General features: G+C 40.1%; 13 protein-coding genes. 8 read left to right on the top strand and 5 right to left on the bottom strand.

Annotated elements, in window-relative coordinates; translation table 11 throughout:
* Positions 1 to 4: 4 nt before the first annotated feature.
* Complete coding sequence (locus BUA53_RS03495; RefSeq protein ID WP_072833853.1) at positions 5 to 544, top strand: GNAT family N-acetyltransferase; 540 nt, start codon at positions 5 to 7, stop codon at positions 542 to 544.
* Between the two features lie 2 nt (positions 545 to 546).
* Positions 547 to 966: a type II 3-dehydroquinate dehydratase gene (locus BUA53_RS03490; RefSeq protein ID WP_072833852.1), complete on the top strand. Its 420-nt coding sequence runs from the start codon at positions 547 to 549 to the stop codon at positions 964 to 966.
* Here the strand turns inward: BUA53_RS03490 and BUA53_RS03485 are convergent.
* The gene (locus BUA53_RS03485) at positions 941 to 3,088 is read right to left on the bottom strand and encodes an FUSC family membrane protein (RefSeq protein WP_072833851.1); all 2,148 of its coding nucleotides are present in this window, start codon (positions 3,086 to 3,088) and stop codon (positions 941 to 943) included. The two genes, BUA53_RS03490 and BUA53_RS03485, sit on opposite strands and share 26 nt — an antisense overlap.
* A 121-nt stretch (positions 3,089 to 3,209) precedes the next feature.
* On the opposite strand from BUA53_RS03485, the gene BUA53_RS03480 reads away from it, so the two are divergent.
* Together BUA53_RS03480 and BUA53_RS03475 are read left to right on the top strand one after the other, a co-directional pair.
* Positions 3,210 to 4,496 (top strand): acetyl-CoA hydrolase/transferase family protein, encoded by a 1,287-nt coding sequence (locus BUA53_RS03480; RefSeq protein ID WP_072833850.1) that lies wholly within the window; start codon positions 3,210 to 3,212, stop codon positions 4,494 to 4,496.
* Between the two features lie 271 nt (positions 4,497 to 4,767).
* Entirely contained in the window at positions 4,768 to 5,937 is a 1,170-nt protein-coding gene (locus BUA53_RS03475) for a M57 family metalloprotease (RefSeq protein ID WP_139256327.1), read from the top strand.
* Between the two features lie 129 nt (positions 5,938 to 6,066).
* Here BUA53_RS03475 and BUA53_RS03470 read toward each other — a convergent pair whose 3' ends face one another.
* The gene (locus tag BUA53_RS03470) at positions 6,067 to 8,574 is read right to left on the bottom strand and encodes a VPS10 domain-containing protein (protein ID WP_084079787.1); all 2,508 of its coding nucleotides are present in this window, start codon (positions 8,572 to 8,574) and stop codon (positions 6,067 to 6,069) included.
* 45 nt (positions 8,575 to 8,619) lie between these two features.
* Between BUA53_RS03470 and BUA53_RS03465 the strand changes: the two genes are divergently transcribed.
* Positions 8,620 to 9,318 (top strand): toxin-antitoxin system YwqK family antitoxin, encoded by a 699-nt coding sequence (locus tag BUA53_RS03465; RefSeq protein ID WP_072833847.1) that lies wholly within the window; start codon positions 8,620 to 8,622, stop codon positions 9,316 to 9,318.
* A gap of 59 nt (positions 9,319 to 9,377) precedes the next feature.
* Here BUA53_RS03465 and BUA53_RS03460 read toward each other — a convergent pair whose 3' ends face one another.
* Positions 9,378 to 10,238 carry an alpha/beta hydrolase gene (locus BUA53_RS03460; protein ID WP_072833846.1) on the bottom strand — a complete coding sequence of 287 codons (861 nt, stop codon included), beginning with the start codon at positions 10,236 to 10,238 and terminating at the stop codon, positions 9,378 to 9,380.
* Between the two features lie 222 nt (positions 10,239 to 10,460).
* On the opposite strand from BUA53_RS03460, the gene BUA53_RS03455 reads away from it, so the two are divergent.
* The 3 genes from BUA53_RS03455 to BUA53_RS03445 all read left to right on the top strand — a co-directional run bounded on the left by BUA53_RS03455 (position 10,461) and on the right by BUA53_RS03445 (position 13,484).
* On the top strand, positions 10,461 to 10,886 hold the full coding sequence (locus BUA53_RS03455; protein WP_072833845.1) for a single-stranded DNA-binding protein: 426 nt from the start codon (positions 10,461 to 10,463) through the stop codon (positions 10,884 to 10,886).
* 140 nt (positions 10,887 to 11,026) lie between these two features.
* A complete protein-coding gene (locus BUA53_RS03450; protein WP_072833950.1) occupies positions 11,027 to 12,118 on the top strand; it encodes an Ldh family oxidoreductase in 1,092 nt (363 codons plus the stop codon).
* 46 nt (positions 12,119 to 12,164) lie between these two features.
* Entirely contained in the window at positions 12,165 to 13,484 is a 1,320-nt protein-coding gene (locus BUA53_RS03445) for an aspartate kinase (RefSeq protein WP_072833844.1), read from the top strand.
* Positions 13,485 to 13,552: 68 nt separating this feature from the next.
* Here the strand turns inward: BUA53_RS03445 and queA are convergent, their stop codons facing one another.
* Both queA and BUA53_RS03435 read right to left on the bottom strand, forming a co-directional pair.
* Positions 13,553 to 14,602 carry a tRNA preQ1(34) S-adenosylmethionine ribosyltransferase-isomerase QueA gene (gene queA / locus BUA53_RS03440; RefSeq protein ID WP_072833843.1) on the bottom strand — a complete coding sequence of 350 codons (1,050 nt, stop codon included), beginning with the start codon at positions 14,600 to 14,602 and terminating at the stop codon, positions 13,553 to 13,555.
* Between the two features lie 281 nt (positions 14,603 to 14,883).
* On the bottom strand, positions 14,884 to 16,572 hold the full coding sequence (locus tag BUA53_RS03435; protein ID WP_072833949.1) for an ABC transporter ATP-binding protein: 1,689 nt from the start codon (positions 16,570 to 16,572) through the stop codon (positions 14,884 to 14,886).
* Positions 16,573 to 16,579 lie beyond the last annotated feature (7 nt).

Below are 16,579 nucleotides of genomic sequence, written 5' to 3'. Positions count from 1 at the left end.
TTTTATGTTTCCGGAATTATTTACCCAACGCCTGGTACTGCAAGAAATTCTACGGGCTGACCAACCATTTATCTTTGAGGGACTGAGTCATCCTGACGTAATACCATTCTATGGCGTGTCATACAATTCATTGGAAGCAACCTCCGTGCAGATGGAGTGGTATACCCAAATGATGGAAAAGGGAACCGGCATTTCGTGGAAGATCGTTGATAAGGCTTCTGCAAAGCCCATGGGAGTGATCTCTGTATATCATTACAAAATAGAGCACAATAGGGCAGAATTAGGCTTTTGGTTATTGCCGGCTTATTGGAAAAGAGGATTTATGAAAGAGGCAATGCAAGCGGTTATTGATTACTGGCAGCATGAGAAAGGCATACATCGCCTTGAGGCTTTTGTGGAAGCAGGAAACAATTCCAGTATGCAATCTTTGGAAAGAATGTGTTTTACTCATGAAGGAACCATGCAGGATTGTGAAGTAAAAAATGGTCGCTATATAAGTTTACATATCTATAGTCTTCTAACCCCAGATGAATTAAATTCGTGAGCATGAAGATCTCCATCGTTAATGGGCCTAACTTAAACCTACTAGGAAAGCGTGAACCTGGTATCTATGGTTCCACCTCTTTTGAACAATTCTTTGAAGGTTTAAAAAAGAAATACCCTCAAATAGATCTGCATTATTTTCAGAGCAATGTTGAAGGTGAATTGATCAATGAACTGCAAAGGGTTGGTTTTGATCATGATGGGATCATTCTAAATCCAGGTGGGTACACTCATACTTCAGTGGCAATAGGTGATACACTTGCTGCCATCACCACGGCTGTGATTGAAGTGCATATTTCGAATGTGCATGCCCGGGAAGATTTCAGGAAACTATCACATGTGTCCGGCAAAGCGGCAGGCAGTATAATAGGCCTGGGCCTGAAAGGATATGAGCTGGCTATTCAGTATTTTTTGATGAAATAAGTTGGGTGGTTGTTTTATCAAGGTCTATGATTACCCGCTGAATAAAATCCAACTGGTCTTTAATTAATTGATCATCCGCAGTAAGGCTCGTCATTGATTGTGGAATGGACTCGACAGGTCTTTCATTCTTTAATGAATTCTCTCCGCCCACCTTGTCAATAGTTTGATTGATTAATACAGTAGATCGCTTAACGGATTGGATCAATATTGGTGCATGCCCCGCTGGAGTTTTATTAAGCAGGGAAGTAACCACTGTGGCGATGTTAGAGAAAAGGATATGGTTTAAAACCACGAATTGGTGCATGACTTTGCTATTCCTTTGTTTGTTTTTAGGCTCAGACAGCATGCGTTGAAATGCAGCAGCTACGTTGGCAGAGCTCACATAGACTTCCTTTCTGACCAATTTATATTCAAGCAGGTTGATCTGCTTGCCACAAAGCCCCTCATAAATCTTGTTCAGGTATTCTTTATTTGCCTGTAGCATTTTTAATAAATAACCTTTCAGGTGCTCTGCTTCCCATGTTGGGAATAAAAAGTATCCGGCACTGAATGCTATAGTGCAGCCCAATACAGTATCAAGAATTCTTTCTTTGGCTACATCCAGTACACTGACTCCTAAAAGACTGAACAGGATTAGTACAAATGGTGTCAGGCACAGTACCATTGCCAGGTAATTGATCCTTACCAATGAATAATTGAGGATCATTAACACTACCATAATACCGAAGAGTACTTCTTTATTTGAAACGAAAAGTAATAGAGCTATCCCTAATAATCCGCCAATGACAGTGCCTATTATCCGTTCTATATTTCTTTGCTTGGTCAGGCTAAAAGCAGGTTTCAGCATAAAGACTATGGTCATCAACACCCAATAACTATGATGTCCGTAGGCAAAAAGGTTTACGAATATATATCCGAATATAGAGGCTATCGCCACCCGTGAGGCATGTTTAAATACAGAAGATTGTAAGGATAGGTTGTCAAGGAATATTTTTGGATCAAGAGATTGGTGGGTAACGAAATGGGAATGGTCTAAAGTGGTTTTTTCTTTTCCGGGAGCGCCTTTTTCAAAGTATTCCTGCAGTTCCAGCACCCGCTGCACCAATCTTCTAACATTGACAAGTATCTTTCTCAAAACAAGGTTACTTGCACCTTCTTCTTTGCCAGTTTCATTTATGTCTTCTTTCAATTGAAGAAGTTGTTTTTCAAAATCAAAACGTTGTTTATATGGGCTATTCACCTGGATGGCTATTCCCATCTGGTCCAGTTCAAAGGCCACATCTTTAATAAACCAGGAAATTTTTTCCAGTACGCCTGTGTTCTCGTATTTTTTTCTCAAGGAAGCATAATCGTAATAAGTGGCTGTGATGTCTTCAAAAAGATCTATGGTTTCAACGAAGGTTAAAACCAATTTCCTCCCCGTTGCTGTACTTTCACTGACGATCTGCCGGGTTTTGAATAATATTTCCCTTACCGCATCCTGCTTTTCATTGACAGCCACCTGTTGTGCAACCATTTTAGAATAATCCTTTTCCAGGTCTGTTTTGGGATTATAAAAATCGGCCTTGATTGAAAGAAAGGTTGCAATGGTACGGATGCATTCACCAAGAATTCTTTGACCTGCCCTGTAAGGCTGGATCTTGTAAAACGCTATGCTAACAAGGAAATACCACATAGACCCAAGAAGGATCAATATACCCTCACTTAAGATCTGTGGTTTAGGAACGATTTTATCCATTGTCAATATCATGGCAAGAATGGCCCCGCTACCTACGGCACTTGCCCTGACACCATACACATTGAACATGGAGAAAAAAAAAGTAGACAATAAGATCAATATGCCCATGGTATAGACATTAGCACTGGCCAGGGAAGTGAGCAACGTAATGATAAATACAAAGACGGCAGCAAAGAGCATCCCATTGCGTTTGTGTATCATAGGTCCTGGTGCATCGGCAAGACTAACACATAATGCGCCCAGGGAAATACTTAAACCTGCATTAAGAAGTTTAAAATAGGAAAGTATTAGTGAGGGTAGCAGGATGGAAATAGTGGTTCTTAGGCCATCGGCAAAAGCCTGGCTGTAAAAAAAATATCGGATCTCTTTTGCCTTTGGCTGCATGCAACTAAATTTCTATTTCCTTTCTATACTAAAGCTATGCCTGCAAATTTGATCATAATTAGGTTATTATATAATATTAATCATACATGGTCATCTTTTTATTTTGTCATTTTGCATTAGTATGAAAGTTCCCATTGTCTTTAAAACACCAGAAGAGGCTCTTGAAATTATTCAATCAGGTAACCGGGTGTTTGTACAGGGGAGTGCCCAGACACCTACGTGTTTATTAAGGGCACTTGCCAAGCAATCATATCGTCTTAAAGATGTTGAATTAGTCTTTATCAGTATTTATGGTGATATATATGTAGATAAACCCGGGTTGGTTGATAGTTTTAAGATCAATTCTCTTTTTGTATCTGCAGCTATACGAAATGCTGTAAATGAAGGATTGGCTGATTATGTGCCCGTATTCCTGAGTGAAATACCTGAACTGTTCAAACAGAATATCCTGCCTATTGACGTCGCTCTTGTGCAGGTATCACCTCCTGATATACATGGGTATTGCTCCCTGGGGGTTTCAGTAGATATTGCCCGTTCGGCAGTCAATACAGCCAAATATGTAGTGGCTCAGGTGAATCCCAACGTCCCCCGGACCCATGGTGATGGTTTGATACACAGCAGCCGTTTTTATGCAATGGTGGATTGTAATGAACCTCTGTATGAAACTAGTTTTGGTGAAAAGGCAGGACCTGCTGAAATGCGCATTGGTGAATATGTTGCTTCTCTTATAGAAGACAGGAGTACCCTTCAAATGGGTATTGGCTCTATTCCCGATGCAGTGCTTCATTCATTAGCCGGGCATAAGGATCTTGGAATTCATACAGAAATGTGTTCAGATGGAATTGTTGATCTCTTTGAAAAGGATATTATTAACAATAAGTATAAGCGCATTCATCCCCATAAGGCCGTTGCTGGCTTTGCCCTTGGAACTCGAAGACTTTATGATTACGTTGACGATAATCCTGCCTTCCAGTTTTTGGATATCGATTATGTAAATGATCCTCATATTATAAGGCGGAATAACAAAATGGTGGCTATCAACAGCGCCATAGAGATTGATATTACCGGGCAAATATGTTCTGATTCCATTGGCACCTACCAATTTTCCGGCGTAGGCGGACAAATGGATTTTATGCGTGGTGCTGCATTGAGTGAAGGAGGAAAGCCTATTATCGCATTACCATCACGAACAGCCAGGGGAGTGCCTCGTATAGTGCCTGTATTAAAGTCCGGTGCAGGGGTAGTGACAACCAGGGCGCATGTACATTATGTAGTAACAGAGTATGGAATTGCTTATTTATTTGGAAAGAACCTGCGACAAAGGGCAAGGGCTTTGATCAATATTGCACATCCGGATGACAGGGAAGCATTAGAGCGGTCATGTGTAGAGCGATTCAAAATATTTTAAGATTTACATAGTTTGGTAACGTTGAAAAATAAATACCCATTTATGGTTAGGTGAAAGCCTATTGTCAAGAGAATTCCACACTTCTACACCTTTCTTCATAAGGATGAGCTTAATTTAATAGTATTTACAGGCTAAAAAGAATTGGCACATTTTTCCTTTTTATCATATATAAATTCATTAAATTTAGAAAGCCACTTCCTTTTGAAATCCTGATCACCTCAAGTTCCAGCTGACCATGATTCCATACCGGAAGGTAAATGAAGGAATATTTATGAGAATTTCACCTGTAGTGCTCCTGATACTTATAATATCCTGCACAAAAAAGAACCTTGAAACACCTGCTGCAGTTCAACCACCTGTTTCAGAAACTAAAGTTATTTCAAAACCAGAGGCTTGTAAATTCGGTTTGCAGGTTTTTAATACAACAAGGCGGGCTCCATCGGCTGATGTCAGTGGATTTAAGAAGAAACCAAAACAAACTGGTACTATTACACCTCCAAATGCAACAATATACCTGGACTTTGACGGCCAGGTAGTAACAAATACTTTGTGGAATATTTCAGGTCCAATCAATTGTGCCCCTGCTAATGTTGCTGCTATTGATGAAGATAAAATACTGGATAGGGTTAGCGAAGATTTTTCTCCATTTAATGTTGTGGTGACTACTGATGAAAATGTATATAATGCTACAAGCCCCCAGAAAAGAATGCGTGTTATCATCACAGAAACATGGGACTGGTTTGGAGTGGTAGGTGGCACTTCCTATAATAATTCATTTACATGGGGCAATAACACACCGTGTTTTGTTTTTAGCACCTTGCTTAGTTACAATGAAAAGTTTATTGCTGAGGCAATATCACATGAACTAGGACATACATTAAACCTTCAACACCAGGCACTATATGATAATTCAGGAAATTTTATTTCTGAATACAATGAAGGAGTGGGTGACGGCCGGATTGGATGGGCACCTATTATGGGCATAGGTTATTACCGAAATGTAACCACCTGGTATAAGGGGCCAACAGCAAATGGTTATAATAATATACAGGATGATGTAGCCATTATATCAAATGTTTTAGGTCTGAAACCGGATGAGAATTCTGAAATGCAACGGTCCGATAAGTTCCAGGAGAAAGCGGAAGGAATTATAAATAATGGATCAGACATAGACTACTTTTATATGGATGTAAAAGATGGTGCTTCGATAATAAAGGCCGAACCGAAGTGTTTAGGAAATGGTGAGGGAGCTAACCTCGCATTGAGAATGAAGATCTATAACAAGCAGGGAGTTTGTGTAAAGAGTATTGATGATGCCGGAAGTCTGTCTGCATCTGTGTCTTTAGCACCTGATAAATACTTTATTGGCATAGAATCCAAATCAATTGACGGACAATCAAGAAATGGTATGCTTGGAAGATATACCGTAAGTATGAATTGATGTAAATGCTTTATACATCAATATCAATCATATCATGTATAATTCTTTAGTCCCGGTAATGGTTTAATAAAGTCTCCGGATTATTTATGTGATCTGTATTGTGCCCTACCAAGAAAGCAGTTAGAATGTTTATGGTTTTGGAGCTGCCTCCTGGATCTTATCTAAAGATGCAACATACAGGCTGCGTCCATGGGTGCCCAGGATTATTTCATTCTCTCTTTCCTGGAAGGCAATATCATGGATAGGAATTGATTTAGGCAACCCGGCATTCCATGCCATGAAAGATCTTCCATTATCGAAACTTACATACAGGCCGCCATCAGTTCCTACATATATAATGTTTCCATTTTTAGGATCCTCCTTGACAACATTAATCGGCTCCATGGGAAGATCTTTTCCAAGCATATTCCATGTGGCTCCATAATCATTGCTTATAAATAGATAAGGAGCAAAATCATCATTGCGATACCCATTAAAAGAAAGGTAAACTCTTCCTTCCTTAAACCGGGAAGCGAAAATGCGGCTGACCCAACGTTCTTGCGGAAGGATTGATTTCTTTTTAGGTTTTGCACTAATTAGTTCCCAATTAGCACCAGCATCCTTTGTTACAAAGACATTACCATCATCTGAACCGGTATAGATAAGCCCAAACCTGATTGGTGATTCTGAAATGGTGGTTAAAGTGCCATAAGGAACATTGCCAGTTCTTGATGCTTTTGTCAGATCACCTGTAAGAGCGATCATAGTATCTCCCTGGTTAAATGAGCGATGAAACTTATTGCTTCCAAAATAAACGATGTCATTATTATGGGAACTAAGTAATATGGGTGCCTGCCAGTTAAACCTTAAAGGCTTTTCCCCTAACTCATGTTTAGGCGTAATGTTTTTTGTGCCTTCCTTTGTTATGCGGTTGCTTCGTGAGTAATTTCCAAATTGAGATCCATAATAAGTGGTCGTATTATCGCGGAGGTCAACCTGAACCTGCATTCCATCCCCACCGCCAATATTTTTGGCCCTGTCCTCTAATTGGGTCTGGCCATTTCCGTTAAAGGAATTACGATAATTTGTTGACGGGACATACCATACACCATTATCCTGTAAACCACCATATACATTGTAGGGTTTATCATTATCTACAGTGATATTATAAAACTGACCCACTGCTGGTGTATAAGCTTTGAACCAATGCTCACCATTATCATAAGTAATATTGACACCTCCATCGTTTCCATTGATAAGATGAGAATCTCTTTTAGGATCTATCCACAATGCATGATGGTCGCTGTGAACGTTTTGCTTATCCATACTTTTCCATGTTTTGCCACCGTCCAGTGACACCTGAGATGTAAGACCAAGGGCAAAGACTTTATCAGGGTTATAAGGAGAAACATAGATCTTAGCGAAATAATATCCATAGGAAAAGAAAATGGGAATTTCTGCCTTATTTGTCTTGTTCCAGGTTTTGCCTCCATTATCACTCCGGTAAACTTCCGCGCCAATAGGGTTTGATTCAAATCCTGTATTTACATAGAAATAATCGTACAATGATGTTGGTTTTAACTGGTTATGGGCAACCATTTCTTTGACCATTCGTGCATTGTATTTCTTAGAAAGACCATTCCTTTTAAAAAGGGTGTCCAGCTTTTTTTCATCGAGGTTTGCAAATTGTTCAACCGACAAATCTTTTAATTCATTTATCGCATATACCAGGCTATCTTTTTTTGCAGTATCGGGCTTAGCCTGTTGATTGTCTACAATGATATAAACTATTTGAGGATCTTTTGGGTATACTGCCACACCCATTCTGCCAATATTAGCCCCGGTAGGTAACCCGGATCCAGGCGTTGAGATCAATTGCCACGTTGTACCTCCATCAATACTTTTATATACGCCGCTGGATTTCCCGCTTTCCTCAAAATTCCATGCCCTACGGGTGCGATACCAGGCTGTGGCATATAGCTCGTCAGGATTTTGCAAATTTATATCCATGTCAACTGCCCCGGTATTGTCGTCTATAGCAAGCGTTTGTTTCCAGGATTTGCCACCATCTGTGGTTTTATAAACGCCTCTTTCTTTATTTGGAGAATATAAATGTCCTAAAACCGCAACCCAGGCCGTATTGTCATCAGTAGGATGCAGCACTATTTTTCCAATATGATGAGATTCCGGAAGCCCCAGGTATTCCCAGGTTTTACCTTCATCCTTGCTTTTGTATACTCCGATACCTGAATAGGAAGATCTACTGCTGTTTACTTCTCCGGTACCTACCCATATGGTTCGTGTTTTCCAGTTTACTGCTATATCTCCAATGCTGATAACTTCTGAACTGTCAAAAATGGGAGTGAATGATTGCCCGTTATTAGTGGTATGCCACAAGCCTCCTGAAGCGTAGGCAACATAGAATTCGGTAGGGTCGTCGGGATTGGCTTCAATGTCATCAACCCTGCCACTCATGACTGTAGGGCCGATATTACGGAATTTGACATTATTTACTAAGGACCTTTCTACCAGTGCCTGCCTTTGCTTTAAGCTTTTCAAACGAATATCACCCGGAGTGTACCCGACTTGTGCATTTGACAAAATTGTAACGAGGAGAAGGGTAAGGATAGGGAGACAATAAGTTAATTTTGAATGCATAAAATCTTCCTTTGTACGTTTAAAGGATTCCAAACATACTAAACTATGCGCTACCTATTCATTCTTATCCTGTTGATCTCTGTCTCTGCACAGGCTCAATGGAAAAACTATATTATTGGAGCAAAGGGCGACACCTTAAACCGTATTGATATGAAGGGGCAGAAGCAAGGTCCCTGGGTGGTGCATATAGATGACCTGAGAGGTGAAAGAGGATATGAGGAAGAAGGAATATTCTGGAATGATAAAAAAGAGGGCACCTGGCGCCGTTTTTCTTTAGAGGGTGATCTGATCGCTATTGAAAACTACAGGTATGGATATAAGGATGGCAAGAACACATATTTTAACTACCAGGGTGAATTGATGAGGGAAGAATCATGGAGAGCCATAGACCCTAAAAATCCTTATGATACTGTCAATGTGTACGATTTGCAGGACCCTACAAAAGTTGTGGGAAGAAAGGCAATAAAGGTTGAACCTAACTCATACAAGAATGGAACATGGCGATTCTATGATCCACAAATGGGAACTATTGAAAAGACAGAAGAATGGGTAATGGATAAGCCAAAAGAAAAGCCAAAGGTTGTTGAAGATGATATGGCGCCAATTGATCCAGCCACTGGCGAAGCCACGGTAAAAAAGGACGAAAAGAAAGTAATGTCAAAACCCCAGGCTGTCCTGGATTTTGAAAAAAAGAATGCCGGTAAGAAGAAAATAAAAGTGCGCACCGGAAGCACCGGCGGATAATAATAAAGGCACTTAATCATATTGCCTTTATTATTATGCGGAAGTGATAATTCCTGCTTTTAGAATCTCCTTGAGCTGGTTAAAGCAGTTTCTTTTTGCCTGCTTGTATACTGTTCAAAAAAATTGTGGAAATATAAAAGCTGGTACTGTATAGCATTAGACCAGTAAGCCCAATCATGTTTTCCTGGCCTTTCAATATAGTCATGAGGGATTTTAAGATCAAGCATTTTCTTATGTGCTTCCCTGCTCATTTGAACAATAAAATCCTCGGTACCACAATCCATGATTATTGCCAATGAATCTTTTCTGAAATGTTCCATTTCATGCATAATAGATAGTTCTTTGTAGTAATGCCTGTTCTTTAAGGTATCGCCAAGCCTTTTGTCAACTTCATAATGGGGATCAGTAATATAATCAATAACAAGTGCCCCACTCATACTTCCACAGGCACCAAAGAAATCTGAATGCCTGAACCCAAGGAATAACCCACCATGTCCGCCCATGCTAAGACCAGTTATTGCCCTTCCAAGGCGATCCTTAATTGTTTTGTAATGAGCGTCTATAAATGCCGGTACTTCCTTTGAAATATAAGTTTCAAATTTCATTGTACTATCTACAGGACTATCAAAATACCAACTGCTATAAGCTCCATCAGGGCAAATGATGATCACCTGGTACTGGTCAGCATATTCTTTCAATTTGGGCACTTTTTTAATCCAATTATTGTAAGCCCCTGAATGACCATGTAATAAGTATATACCTGGAAAACTCTCTTTCTTTTTATAAGAATCCGGAGTAATAACCACACAATTGTAAGAACGATGCATGGCATTGCTGTAAATACTAACGGTATCAACTTTGCCTGCAAAAGAACTGTTGAATATAAGGAGTGAAAGGCAACTAATCAGAAATCTATTCATAAGTAAAGATTGATGGTAAATATAATGACCACCGCCTAAATTTTAGGGTTTTAACGATAAACAATTGCATTAATCAGGAGGGCTATATTAGCAGCCAGGATAGCCTTCGGAGATTGACAAATTCTTGCCTCGATGGGGGCTAAAGAATAACAATTTTCTTATATTTTCTGAGGTGTTAAAGAGGCCAAAAATCCGTATCTTTTCCGCCTAATATTGAGCACTATGATTAAAATGCAAGTAATTGGCAATCTTGGAAAAGATTGCGTAGTAAACACAGTAAACGGAAGAAATGTAATCAACTTTACAGTAGCCCATACTGAAAAGTACAAGGACAGCCAAGGCAATAACCAGGAGAAAACGACATGGGTTGATTGTGCCTACTGGACTGATAGAACAGCGGTGGCCCCATACCTTCAAAAAGGTACACAGGTTTTTGTGGAAGGTGCACCTGAAGTTCGAAGCTTTACCCGTGCAGATGGTACAGCAGGAGCCTCTCTTTCTTTAAGAGTAAGAGAAGTTCAATTGCTGGGACGTAAAGGAGATAATGTAGGCGGAGGCGGCAGCCAGTATGAAGCACCTTCAGCCAGTCGGCAGGAATCTTCAGCACCTGCCAGCGTTGATGATGTTGCAGACGACCTTCCATTCTAAAAATAACTTATTTCGCAAGTCTAAGTATTAATTAAAATGCTCCTGGAAACGGGAGCATTTTTTTATTATAAGCATTTGATGAACATGGTGTTGTAAAGCAAGGGCTTTTATCGCTTCCCCGTTTTGTTGTTTCTTTGCGCATGTCCCAGATTTTCAGTTACAGGCAATTATTGGATTTTGCAAGGAATATTTTTCTTCAAATAGGTTGTGATGAAGAAAATGCAGCATTAGCTTCCCGGGTTTTACTTTCTGCAGATTTAAGAGGAGTGGATTCCCATGGAATAGCACGCTTAAGTGGATATGTCCGTTTGTGGGATGCAAAAAGGGTCAATGCCTGCCCTCAAATAAAAATCCTGCACGAAACGCCCTCTACTGCCACAGTGGATGGAGATAGCGGGTTAGGATTAGTAGTTGCCCCTAAGGCTATGAGGATAGCAATTGAAAAAGCGAAACAGGTGGGCACAGGTTGGGTGAGTGTTCAAAACAGTAATCATTTTGGTATTGCCGGGTATCATTCAATGATGGCCCTGGAAGAAGACATGATAGGTATTTCAATGACCAATGCCAGCCCACTTGTTGCACCTACTTTCTCTGTAGAAAGGTTACTGGGAACAAACCCCATTTGTGTTGCGATCCCTGCCGGGGAACAACCAGCATTTGTGGCGGATATGGCTACTACTACCGCTGCCAATGGTAAATTGGAAATATTGCAAAGAAAGGGTGGCGTTGCGCCTCCCGGATGGATACAGGACAAAACAGGGAAATCTTCTACAGATCCCCATGAATTAAAGGCCGGAGGTGCTTTATTGCCACTTGGTGGAGATAAAGAACATGGAAGTCATAAAGGGTATGCTCTTGGGGCTATTGTTGATATATTTTCCGCGGTACTAAGTGGTGCCAATTATGGTCCCTGGGTTCCCCCTTTTCCTGCCTATGTTCCTATGCCTACCTATATGCCAGGCAAAGGTATCGGGCATTTCTTTGGTGCCATGCGTATTGATGCTTTCCGACCTGCTGAAGAATTTAAAAAACACATGGACCAATGGATAAAACGCTTTCGGGAAGCCAGGCCAGCTTCGGGGTTCGAAAAAGTAATCATTCCTGGCGACCCTGAGAGAGAAATGGAAAATGTACGCATGATCAATGGGATTCCATTGCTAGGACCCGTGGTGGACGACCTGAAATACCTGGCGGAAAAATTTGGAGTAGAAATGGTTAATGTCAAGTCCTGAAAAAATTGGTAGGCCTATATTTGCGGCCAAATAAAGGTTTTAGGAAATGAAAGTAATGAAGTTTGGTGGTACCTCTGTAGGTAAGCCGGCACGTATGCATGATGTTGCCACTCTTATCACCACTGATAATGAGCCAAAGATTGTAGTACTCAGTGCTGTTTCAGGAACAACAAATGCTTTGGTAGAAATAGGAACTGCTTTATCCAATGGAGATAAGGAGTTAGCAAAAAGCAAGATTGACCAATTAGAAGATCAATATAAAAAATTCGTTGCTGAATTGGTTAAACAGCCAGTCTCAATACAGAAGGCTGAGAATATTTTAAAGGAGCATTTTGAGTTCCTCAATATTATATTACGCATATCTTATAATGAAGCGCTCAATAAGGATATCCTGGCGCAGGGCGAGCTGCTTTCCACCAAATTATTCAGTGTTTATTTATCGGAGAAGGGAATAGACCATGAATTGCTGCCTGCACTGGAGTTCATGAGCATTGATGCAAATGATGAACCACAGGTGGAAGTGATCAGAGAAAAGTTGAACAGGCTTTTAAAGCAATTTGGACAGAAGTCTTTATTTATCACCCAGGGTTACATATGCAGGAATTCAAAAGGAGAGGTTGACAATTTGAAAAGGGGCGGAAGCGATTATAGTGCTTCTCTGATAGCAGCAGCTATCAAGGCCTCCGTGTGTGAAATATGGACAGATATTGATGGGATGCATAATAATGATCCACGGATTGTAAATAAAACTGTTCCCATTGAACAATTGAGCTTTGATGAAGCTGCGGAGTTGGCCTATTTTGGAGCTAAAATTCTTCACCCTGCTTCCATATGGCCTGCACAACAGTATAAGGTGCCTGTAAAGCTTTTAAATACCATGGCACCATCTGCAAAAGGAACATTAATAGCTGAGGAAGCAGCCTCCAAAGGTGTTAAGGCAGTTGCTGCCAAGGATGGGATCATTGCCATTAATGTTAAGAGTAGCAGGATGCTGCTTGCGTATGGATTTTTGAGAAAGGTTTTCGAGGTGTTTGAAAAATATCGTACACCCATTGATATGATTACTACTTCAGAGGTAGCTGTTTCTTTGACGATAGATAATCAAACTTCACTACCTGATATTATTCGGGAGTTGGAAGTATTCAGTACGGTTGCAGTAGACAGAAATCAAACAATTGTTTCCATTGTGGGAAATGAGATAGCATCCGATGCCAATACCCTAAAGAAAGTTTTTGACTGCCTGGCTAATGTTAATGTTCGCATGGTTTCCTATGGCGGAAGTATACACAATATTTCTGTGCTTGTGGCAGCTGATGAAAAGAAAAAAGTGTTGCAACAATTAAACAGTGGTTTGTTTGGATTGTAGAAATAAATTATAAGGAAATAATAAAAAAACCTCCAATAAGGAGGTTTTTTTAATTATATCAAAACTTGTTAAACGATCAGCAGGGCATCACCATAACTGAAGAAGCGGTATTTATCCTTAATTGCTTTTTTATAAGCTTCCATTGTAAGGTCATAACCAGCAAATGCACAGGTCATGATCAACAAACTTGTTTTTGGAAGATGGAAATTGGTAACTAATGAATCCGCAATATTAAAGTCGTAAGGAGGATGAATAAATATATTTGTCCATCCCTCTGAAGGTTTTAAAAGTTTTTGTGCAGTTACTGAAGATTCCAGTGCTCTCATTGTTGTAGTGCCTATAGAACAGATCCGATGACTCGTTTCTTTTGCCTTATTTACAATATTGCAGGCAGCATCTTCAATACGGTAATATTCGGCATCCATTTTATGTTTACTGAGATCTTCAACTTCAATAGGACGGAAAGTACCTAGGCCAGTGTGGAGGGTTACCTCGGCAAAGCGGATGCCCTTGATCTCACAACGCTTGATAAGTTCGCGGCTAAAGTGCAGCCCTGCGGTAGGGGCAGCTACAGCACCTTCATGCTTTGCATAAACAGTCTGGTAACGTTCGCGGTCTTCCTCATCCGGCTTGCGCTTGATATATTTTGGTAATGGGGTTTCTCCATATTTTTCTAGAACCAGCCTGAATTCATCTTCAGAACCTTCATGAAGAAACTTGATGGTACGACCACGTGAAGTAGTATTATCAATTACTTCAGCCACCAGTTCCTCGGTATCGCCAAAGTATAATTTGTTGCCTACGCGTATCTTTCTTGCGGGATCAACAATTACATCCCAGAGACGATGTTCTTTATTTAACTCACGTAATAAGAATACTTCGATTTTTGCGCCTGTTTTCTCTTTACGGCCATACATTCTTGCGGGAAAAACCTTTGTATTATTTACAGTAAAAACGTCTTTGTCATCGAAGTACTCGAGTATATCCTTAAATAATTTGTTTTCGATTTGTCCCGTTTTACGATGTACAACCATCATTCGGGCATCTTCACGTTTTTTAGCAGGATGTTGGGCAATTAGATTTAAGGGAAGGTCAAACTTAAATTGTGAAAGCTTCATGGACTATTTTAGTATTTATGTATAGCCTCGGACTTGATCGGGGCAGTGTGCAGGGGCAAGAGAAGGGGAAGCCAGGGAATATCCTTGTGCTTATAACCCTTAACATTTACACCTCGGTCTTACGGCACCGGGGAAGGTCATTTGGCTTAAAGGCCGCAAAAATAAGATATTTATAAAAAACCGGCCAGTTTTTTATAAATATCTACTAAGACTTATATAATAATTTTTTGAATTCTGATATTTATGGCATTACTTTCTGCAAACTATTTTCTTAGTTTCAATCAGGTACCAGGCACTGATTGCAATAATTCACGAGTATATGGATTTTGGGGATTATTGTAAATATTTTCCGAAATGCCTTCTTCTACAATTTTGCCTTTATGCATCACCATGATTCGATCACTCATGAAACGAACCACAGAAAGGTCATGAGAAATAAATAATAATGTTAGCCCCAGTTCATTCTTTAATTCATTTAGCAGATTCAATACCTGGGCCTGAACGCTTACATCCAACGCCGAAACGGATTCATCACAAACAAGGAAGTTGGGGTTTAAAGCTAATGCTCTTGCAATTACTATACGTTGTCTTTGGCCACCTGAGAATTCGTGGGGATAGCGATCTGCAACTTTTCCCGAGAGATTGACCTGGTCTAAAAGTTTAGCTACCTGGCGTTTTCTGGTATGGCTGTCCTGGTGCAGACCCGCAATTTTCATGGGTTCTGCTATGGCTGCCCCAATTGTAAGGCGAGGATTAAGAGAAGAGTAAGGATCCTGGAATACTAACTGCACATCTTTCCTTAGTTGTTTGATCTCATCTTTAGTTAAGTGAGTGATATTCTTTCCATCATAAAGTATTTCTCCACCGGTAGGCTCAATAAGCCCTAAAATTGTCCGTCCAAGTGTTGTTTTTCCACATCCTGATTCACCAACCAAACCTAAAGTTTCACCTTTGAGGATAGTAAAGCTGACATGATCTACCGCTGTAAAATGGCTTTTTATTTTACCCAAAAAGTTACTACGGGAAGGATATTGAACCACCAGGTTTCTCACCTCCATGACTATTTCCTTTTTTGGAATGCTTACTGAAGCAGGTTGCTTAGAAATGACATTTTCTTTTTTCTTCTCCATGAAGTCACTGACTATGGGAAGTTTTTCTCCTTTTGAATGCAAAGCCGGGCGACAGGCAATCAGTGCCTTTGTATAGCGATGTTCAGGGTGTAAAAATATATTGCTTGTAGAATTTTGTTCAACTATTTCACCTTTATACATTATAATCACCTTGTCGGCTATTTCCTTTACAACTCCAAGGTCATGAGTAATAAATATAATACCCATGTTTTGTTGCTGCTGCAGTTCTTTGATCAGAGATAGAATGGTTTTTTGAACAGTGACATCCAATGCGGTGGTGGGCTCATCACAAATTAGTAGTGAAGGATTGCAACACATGGCCATGGCGATCATAACCCTTTGCTTCTGGCCACCACTTAATTGGTGGGGATATTTATTAATAGTAGTCAAAGGGTCAGGTAATTTTACTTTTTCAAACCATTCAATAGTTTGTTGTTTTGCTTTAGCAAAAGATATTTTTTTATGAACCTGTAAAGCTTCCATCACCTGCTTGCCACAGGTAATTACTGGATTGAGTGAAGTCATAGGTTCCTGGAATATCATTCCGATCCTATGTCCCCTGATCTCCTGTATAGATGCTTTGGAACAGTGTAGCAAGTCTACAATCTCCAACCCCTCCTGGGAAAATAAGATTTCACCATTGGGATATTTTGCAGGTGGCGCAGGCAGAAGTTGTAAAATGGAAAGTGAGGTGACAGATTTTCCAGAACCACTTTCTCCAACAATGCCAACAATTTCCCCCCTATGCACATCAAATGAAATGTGTTTAACGGCCTGGGTTGTTTCCCCTTCCTTCACAAAATCAATAGACAGATCACGAATGCTAATAATTGGATTCATCAAATAA

It is taken from the genome of Flavisolibacter ginsengisoli DSM 18119 (assembly GCF_900129295.1).
Lineage (GTDB): Bacteria > Bacteroidota > Bacteroidia > Chitinophagales > Chitinophagaceae > Flavisolibacter > Flavisolibacter ginsengisoli.
This window is presented reverse-complemented; position numbering and strand designations above follow the sequence as displayed.

Bases quoted from the DNA above. Each gene is read 5' to 3' on its own strand.
- BUA53_RS03495 (WP_072833853.1), top strand. From the start codon at position 5: ATGTTTCCGGAATTATTTACCCAACGCCTGGTACTGCAAGAAATTCTA.
- BUA53_RS03445 (WP_072833844.1), top strand. From the start codon at position 12,165: ATGAAAGTAATGAAGTTTGGTGGTACCTCTGTAGGTAAGCCGGCACGT.
- BUA53_RS03465 (WP_072833847.1), top strand. From the start codon at position 8,620: ATGCGCTACCTATTCATTCTTATCCTGTTGATCTCTGTCTCTGCACAG.
- BUA53_RS03475 (WP_139256327.1), top strand. From the start codon at position 4,768: ATGAGAATTTCACCTGTAGTGCTCCTGATACTTATAATATCCTGCACA.
- BUA53_RS03480 (WP_072833850.1), top strand. From the start codon at position 3,210: ATGAAAGTTCCCATTGTCTTTAAAACACCAGAAGAGGCTCTTGAAATT.
- queA (WP_072833843.1), bottom strand. From the start codon at position 14,602: ATGAAGCTTTCACAATTTAAGTTTGACCTTCCCTTAAATCTAATTGCC.
- BUA53_RS03490 (WP_072833852.1), top strand. From the start codon at position 547: ATGAAGATCTCCATCGTTAATGGGCCTAACTTAAACCTACTAGGAAAG.
- BUA53_RS03460 (WP_072833846.1), bottom strand. From the start codon at position 10,238: ATGAATAGATTTCTGATTAGTTGCCTTTCACTCCTTATATTCAACAGT.
- BUA53_RS03450 (WP_072833950.1), top strand. From the start codon at position 11,027: ATGTCCCAGATTTTCAGTTACAGGCAATTATTGGATTTTGCAAGGAAT.
- BUA53_RS03470 (WP_084079787.1), bottom strand. From the start codon at position 8,574: ATGCATTCAAAATTAACTTATTGTCTCCCTATCCTTACCCTTCTCCTC.
- BUA53_RS03485 (WP_072833851.1), bottom strand. From the start codon at position 3,088: ATGCAGCCAAAGGCAAAAGAGATCCGATATTTTTTTTACAGCCAGGCT.
- BUA53_RS03455 (WP_072833845.1), top strand. From the start codon at position 10,461: ATGATTAAAATGCAAGTAATTGGCAATCTTGGAAAAGATTGCGTAGTA.
- BUA53_RS03435 (WP_072833949.1), bottom strand. From the start codon at position 16,572: ATGAATCCAATTATTAGCATTCGTGATCTGTCTATTGATTTTGTGAAG.